Source organism: Pseudomonas sp. MWU12-2037, assembly GCF_023242345.1.
Taxonomy (GTDB): Bacteria; Pseudomonadota; Gammaproteobacteria; order Pseudomonadales; family Pseudomonadaceae; genus Aquipseudomonas; species Aquipseudomonas gingeri_D.
In genome coordinates, this window is record NZ_JALLIZ010000004.1 from 492,135 (window position 1) to 498,820 (window position 6,686).

Annotated in this window: 8 protein-coding genes; all 8 read right to left on the reverse strand. The window is 59.1% G+C overall.

The window, feature by feature from the left end:
• Positions 1-10: 10 nt before the first annotated feature.
• The 8 genes from M5B42_RS10325 to M5B42_RS10360 all read right to left on the reverse strand — a co-directional run bounded on the left by M5B42_RS10325 (position 11) and on the right by M5B42_RS10360 (position 6,511).
• The gene (locus M5B42_RS10325) at positions 11-820 is read right to left on the reverse strand and encodes a helix-turn-helix domain-containing protein (protein ID WP_152737151.1); all 810 of its coding nucleotides are present in this window, start codon (positions 818-820) and stop codon (positions 11-13) included.
• 122 nt (positions 821-942) lie between these two features.
• A complete protein-coding gene (locus M5B42_RS10330) occupies positions 943-1,929 on the reverse strand; it encodes an OmpA family protein (protein WP_248745726.1) in 987 nt (328 codons plus the stop codon).
• A gap of 107 nt (positions 1,930-2,036) precedes the next feature.
• A complete protein-coding gene (gene sigX / locus M5B42_RS10335) occupies positions 2,037-2,627 on the reverse strand; it encodes an RNA polymerase sigma factor SigX (RefSeq protein WP_100940799.1) in 591 nt (196 codons plus the stop codon).
• Between the two features lie 90 nt (positions 2,628-2,717).
• On the reverse strand, positions 2,718-3,542 hold the full coding sequence (locus tag M5B42_RS10340) for a mechanosensitive ion channel domain-containing protein (RefSeq protein WP_100940800.1): 825 nt from the start codon (positions 3,540-3,542) through the stop codon (positions 2,718-2,720).
• 2 nt (positions 3,543-3,544) lie between these two features.
• Entirely contained in the window at positions 3,545-3,790 is a 246-nt protein-coding gene (locus M5B42_RS10345) for a CrfX protein (RefSeq protein WP_103499192.1), read from the reverse strand.
• Positions 3,791-3,854: 64 nt separating this feature from the next.
• Entirely contained in the window at positions 3,855-4,850 is a 996-nt protein-coding gene (locus M5B42_RS10350) for a zinc transporter ZntB (RefSeq protein ID WP_248745727.1), read from the reverse strand.
• Between the two features lie 26 nt (positions 4,851-4,876).
• Complete coding sequence (gene rraA / locus M5B42_RS10355; RefSeq protein ID WP_103499191.1) at positions 4,877-5,368, reverse strand: ribonuclease E activity regulator RraA; 492 nt, start codon at positions 5,366-5,368, stop codon at positions 4,877-4,879.
• A gap of 153 nt (positions 5,369-5,521) precedes the next feature.
• The gene (locus M5B42_RS10360; protein ID WP_152737154.1) at positions 5,522-6,511 is read right to left on the reverse strand and encodes an alpha/beta fold hydrolase; all 990 of its coding nucleotides are present in this window, start codon (positions 6,509-6,511) and stop codon (positions 5,522-5,524) included.
• Positions 6,512-6,686 lie beyond the last annotated feature (175 nt).

Sequence of the window (6,686 nt, forward strand, 5' to 3'; positions counted from 1 at the left end):
GTCTTGACTGTCACGAGATCATCAAACCCATGGACGCCTGGATATCGCAGAGGCGGCTGGGCGCCACGCCGAGCAGTTCACGGACCTCCTTGGAAAAGTGCGACGAAGAGGCATAACCGAACTCCAGCGCCACATCGGTCAACGAACACTCGCCGCCGATCATGCTCAGCAGGGCCTTGGCCGTGCGCCAGTCACGCAACTCGGGCTTGGCCGCACAGCCCAGCGCCTGATGGCACAACCTTCGAAAATGCGAGACCGACACGCCATAACGCTTGGCCAGGCCAATCAGTTTTTCATTGGCCGTGCCCTGCTCCAGGAGAAAACGCACCAGCCAGTAGTTCGGGCTTTGCCGCAGGACTTCGGCAAAGCCTTGATGGGCGGGATCGGCGCGCAAGGCGCAGTCGATATACCAGGATTCCAACAAGGTCCTGCTGGCCGATACCCCGGCTGACAAGGGCAAGGCCGCCCAGGGCGTCGCGGCCGATCGCGCCCGTTCGAAACCCATGCCCTGGTCGATAAACACCTGCAGCTTGACCAGGCTCGCCTCCACGGGGCGCTCGCTGAGCAGGTCACCGCCGATGACCCGCAACATGCCCCGCGCCACCAGCAAGCCCTGCCAGCCCGGCGGCAGGCACCAGGACACGCTCGCCTCGTCATGGGCCAGGCACACGCCGGCCTCTCCCGCCTGTACCTGTACGACCTGTTCACCATATAAAAAGCCCGGACACCTGGTCGCGGATAGTTGATCACTCTGCACACTGCGCCCCGTCTCGTTCTTATTGAGCGGTGCGATGATGGCCGGGTGGCGCCCGCCAATCATGATGAAAATCTGATGAAGCGTTGTCCGAAAGCACACGAGCACAGGTCGGTGCCCGTGCCGGGCTCAAATTGCAGGCGAAAAAAAGCCCGGCCTAAGCCGGGCTTTTTCTTACCGCAAAGTCATTACTGACCTTGTTGGGCTTCTACTTCAGCTTCTACGCGACGGTTGATCGCGCGACCGGCTTCAGTGGCGTTGTCAGCCACTGGGCGGGTTTTACCGTAGCCTACCGACTGGATGCGGTTAGGAGCTACGCCGTCCTGGACCAGGACCTGTTTCACAGCATCAGCACGACGCTGGGACAGCTTCTGGTTGTAAGCGTCAGGACCGACGTTGTCAGTGTGACCAGCAACAGTAGTAGTAGTACGTGGGTACTGCTTCATGAAGTCAGCCAGGTTCTTCACGTCGCCCTTGCTGTTAGGCTTGACAACGGACTTGTTGAAGTCGAACTTGACGTCCAGCTGAACCTTGACAACTTCTGGAGCTGGAGCGGATTCAGCTACTGGAGCTGGAGCCGCTTCTACTGGAGCTGGAGCAGGAGCCGGAGCTACTTTGCCGCCGCTGCCGCCGAAGTTCACGCCCAGGCCGATCAGAGCCTGGTAGTCCCAACGACCGTTGTCCAGCTTGTAGTCAGCTTCACCGCCAACACGAGCGTACAGGTTGTCAGTGATGTAGGCCTTCACACCGGCACCGGTGGTCAGGTAGGTCGAACCGTCACGGCCGGTGTGGCCGTCAGCGGCTACGTTGGTCATGCTGCCGTGGGACACGCCGCCTTCAACATAAGGACGGAACATGTCGCCGACTTGACCGAAGTGGTACTGGGACTTCAGACCGAAGTGATCACCATTGATCTCTTGGTTGCCAGTGGCGCCGCTCGAACGGGTGTAGTCGTCCTTACGGTAGGTCAGGTTCACGGAAACGTCGTCGGTCAGGAAGTAGCCGATCGAGACGCCAGGAGTGCGACCATTCTGGTAATCGTCGACGCTGTGGTTCCAGGTCTTGCCCCAGAACGCTTCACCTTCGACCGCGCCTTGGCCTTGTGCCAGTGCGCCGAACGAAGTAGCGGCAATGAGAGAGCCAATGGCCAAGCCCAAGGTGTTTTTCAGTTTCATCCGTTAAATCCCCATCTGGTGATTGTATAGCAGTCCCACAAACCGGGGGACAACTCGGCGGCAAGTGTAGCAGAACTTGCCTACACGTAAGAGACATTTGCGCTGAACTAAGTTTCAGCGATACCCGCAAATTTCTCACGCAATTTGTCGAGGGCCCGTTTATAGCGCATTTTCGTGGCGCTCAAGCCCATGTGCATGATGTCTGCAATCTCCTGAAACTCCAGCTCTGCGACAAATCGTAGCACCAGAATTTCCCGGTCAATCGGATTCACATGCACTAACCATCGATCCAGTCCGCCCTTTTCCTCAGGTTTCGGCGTCTTCTCTTCAGACGCTTCCTCAAGGGGGTCAAGACTCAACGCATCCATCAAGCGCCGCTTTCGGCGCTCTTTGCGATACTGCGTAATACATTCGTTGTACGTGATGCTATATAGCCATGTCTTGAACTTGGATTTACCCTCAAAGTTCTTAAGGCCATACAACACCTTCAACATCACTTCCTGACAGACATCGTCCGCATCGCGTTCGTTCCCTAAATATCTTGAACAAACGCTGAACAAGGTACGTTGATAGCGCCGCATCAACTCTTCATAGGCGCGGGTCACATGAAACAGCTCCGAATGCGCACGCGCCACCAACTCCTCATCGGTGAGTTCGCGGGGGTCGTAGCGCATGGAGAGCGATTGAGCTTTATTCAAAACGAGTCGGGCCGACAGTCAGGTCAATGTCCGCCGCAGCCATGGCTGCGGGCATTTTTGCGGCGGCATAGAGTAGCAGGGTTTGCCGGGTTAGCGGCTGCTCACATGCTGCTCCAGCAAGATCCGATTGGAGAGAGAGACTAGCTCACCCTCATCGGTCAGCAATGTGGTCTTGACCGTGCCAATCTCTTCAATCTGTCCTTCGACCTCACCCACTCGCACTTGTTGCCCAACCTGATACAACTCACGCACATAAATTCCCGCCAGGATCTGCCCGGCGATCTCCCGACTACCCAAGCCCATGGCCAGCGCAACGGCCAGGCCAACGGTAATGAGCACGATCACGATCACATGGTTCAGCAGGTCGGTCTTGACCTCCAACTGACTGATCGCCACCGAAATACTGATGATAATCACCAGGCCCTGGGCAACCCGCCCCAGGCCCGACGCATAATCCAGGCCAACCCCTTCGGCCGCGCCACGCACCAGCCCGCTGACCAGCTGTGCCAGCAAAACCCCCACCAGCAGCACCAGGGCCGCGCCGAATACCTTCGGCAAATACAGGGCCAGCATGTCGAGCGTAGCTGAAACTCGCTCAAGTCCAAGGGATTCGGCCGCCGAGACCAGGAAAATCAGCAAAATGAACCAATAGACGATCTTGCCGATCAGTGTCGAGATCGGCACCTGGAGGCCGGCACGCCCCAGCAGCTTGGTCAATCCGGTGCCGCCCATCAGGCGATCCAGGCCCAATTTGGCCAACAGCTTGGACAGCAGGGTGTCGAGCAGCTTGGCCACGACAAAGCCCAGCAACACCACCACCAGCGCCCCGAACAGGTTGGGGATGAAATTCGCGACTTTGGTCCACAAGGCAGTCATTGCCGTGACGAGGCTCTGGGTCCAGAGATCAAGTTCCATATTCAGTCAGCCTTATCCGTGGAGCGAGCAATAGGGGTACGACGAGAGACCGGCAAAACATGGGCCGATCCGTTGTTCAGGGCAATCATCAGCGCCTGCAGCCAACGGCCCATCAGACTGAAGAGATCACCGGCGCCGACCTGCCGGTTGGCGGTTTTCAGGACACGCCCCAGACAAGCGTCGTCGTCACGGGTGGACGGCGAGGCCTTGAGCATGTCACGCAGAGATTGTTCGAACGGATCGTGCATACGCACCTCTCGGTATATCTGTGAAAGACGCGATCACTTTTTTGCAGGTCACATGAAACATGTTTCAAACCCAGCGCAAACGTCGGAAAAGCCACCATTGTCCGACGGCAACGGCGACGATCAGCAGACATGCGATGACAAAACCGTAGGGGTCTCCGGACCACGGAATGCCGCCGACGTTGATCCCCAGCAGACCGGTCAGGAAGCTCATCGGCAGGAAGATCCCGGTGATGATCCCGAAACGGTACATGGTCTTGTTCATGCGCACGTTCAGGCGTCGGTCCTCGGCCTCAAGTACAAGCCCCACGCGCTCGCGGGTCAATTCGAGCTCTTCCAGGTAACGGGTCAGGCTGTTGTTCAATTCGTTCCAGTAACCGGCTTCTTCGTCGGCGAACCAGGGCAGCTTGATCCGGCTCAACTGGCCGAAAATATCCCGCTGCGGCGCGAGGAAACGTTTCAGCCCGGCCGCTCGACGACGTATCTGCACGATGGCGCCATGTTCAGGGCTATACCGTTCGTCGGCATCTATCTTTTCTTCTTCGTCATCGACCACTTCCGAGAGATCGCTGACCAGATCCTGCACCTTCAGGGTGAGGTATTGCGCGATGTAAAGGATCAGTTCGGCGGCGTTTTTCGGCCCCTTGCCCTGCTCCAGTTGCACCAGCAACTCATCGGTGGCGCGCAACGGCCGCAAACGCAGGGAAATCACCCGCTGATGGGCGGCAAAGACCCGCACCGAGACCATGTCTTCAGGCTCGGCACCGGGATTGAGGTTGACCCCGCGCAAAAACAGCAGCAACTCGCTATCGGGCAATGGCAACAGGCGTGGCCGGGTATTCTCTTCCAGCAGCAGGTCGCAGTTGAACTCGCTCAGGCCGCTGGAGGTGCGCAACCAGGCGTGGGTCTGCGGATGGCTGCGATCCCAGTGCAGCCAGAGGCTTTCCTCCGGCTGCAACTGCAAGCCATCGAGCTCTGTCCGAGCAATCGAGCGCGCACCGCCCTTACCATCCAGAACCAGGGCATGAACCAGCCCCCACTGCGCGTTTTCTTCCTCGAACATCCTTACCCCATTTTGTTGCAAAAAATTTACTCAGGCATCTTCAGCGGGCTCGGCGCGATGATCACGCCGTTGTTGTCCGCGTAGATGTACTCGCCCGGGCGAAAGGTCACGCCGGCAAAAGTGACCGGGACATTGAGGTCGCCGATGCCACGCTTGTCGGTTTTCATCGGATGGCTGGCCAGGGCCTGCACCCCCAGGTCGGTCTGGGCGATCACGTCGACGTCACGGATGCAACCGTAGATCACCAACCCTTCCCAGCCGTTCTTCGCCGCCTTCTCGGCCAGCATGTCGCCGAGCAGGGCACGGCGCAGGGAACCGCCGCCATCGACCACCAGCACCTTGCCCCGACCATCGAGCTCGACCTGGTCCTTGACCAGGGAGTTATCCTCGAAGCACTTGATGGTGACGATCTCACCACCGAAGGAATCGCGGCCACCGAAGTTGCTGAACATCGGCTCAAGCACCTGTACCAACTCCGGATAGGCGTCGCACAGATCGGGGGTGACGTAATGGTCCATGGGTAAACTCCTGTAGGTGGAATCGAGAATGCCAGACTACGCAGGTCGCGCTACAAGATGAAACGCTTGCCCCGGTCGAATGTTTAGACAATGACCCAAACCGCTCAATGCGTCATATCTTAGCCTTTACCATCCGTGAGCGAAATGCCCTTGTCAGGGCGTTTCCTGAACAACGGCTGACTCAGCCTGTAGGAAAACCTGCTGGTCGCGCAACCAATCGGCCACCCTTGGCCAGACTTCAGCCTGTGCCGGCTTGCTCACCAGCATCTCGACATGGCCGAAATCCGAGCTGAAACCCTGCTCGCGGCCCAGGCAGAGAAAGTGCTTGTGCGCCGATCCGATCTGCTCGAACAGCTTGCGACAGGCCCAGGCCGGATCCTGGTGATCGCCCACCGCGGTGACGGCCAGCACCGGCACGTCCACTTCGGCCAGGCCACCCCACCAATCCCGCTCGGCGTCCCGGAAGCGCCCGAACAGGCCGTACCAGCGCAGGCTTTCGAGGGCCAGGCCGATGGGCTCGTCCTCAGGGCCGCGCTTGAGGCGCGAACCGGACAAGTGGGCGAAGCGCCGCAGCAGCAGGCGACCGCCCCACTCCACTGGCGGAATCTTCAACGGCCAGTAGGTGCGACTGACCTGGCAGCCGAACAATGCCGCCGAAGCGACGGCAGGGGCGCCCAGGTATTGACCGCCCAAGGCAGCCGCCAGGGTGATGCCACCCAGGGAATGGCCGATCCAGTGGGGAATCTGCCCACTTTGTTCACGGACGAACGCGGCAATGGCCGGCAGGTCATAACGGGCGTAATCGGCCACGCGATTGCGTCGATAGCTGTGGTTGCGCGCCGATAGTCCGTGACCGCGCATTTCCGGGATCCATACGTCGAACCCGGCACGCGCCAGGTAGGCGCCCAGGCCGATGCCCTTGGCGGAATACCAGAAGCGCCGATTGGAAAAGCTGCCATGCAGCAGGATGACCGGCACGCCACGGGCCTCGGGCTCGTCGGCGAGGCCCAGGCGGGTGACCGCCAGTTCGACGGTGGCGTCGGGGCTGTTGGCCGGTTTCAAACGATAGACGTCTTCACAGAGATCGCCACGACGCTCGGCGCTGATCAAAGCGACCGGAAAAAGATTGCTGCTGCTTTGCATAAGGCTCTTGCACAAAAAAGGGCGGCCCAAGTGGACTCGCCCTGAAAATAAGATTTTACAACATCGAAGACCGGTTCTACTTACGACATAAGTCTGTAGGAACATGGCTTGCCAGCGAAGCTTTCAGCGTTCTCAAGGACGCCTTCGCGGGCAAGCCCTGCTCCTACAGTTCTCA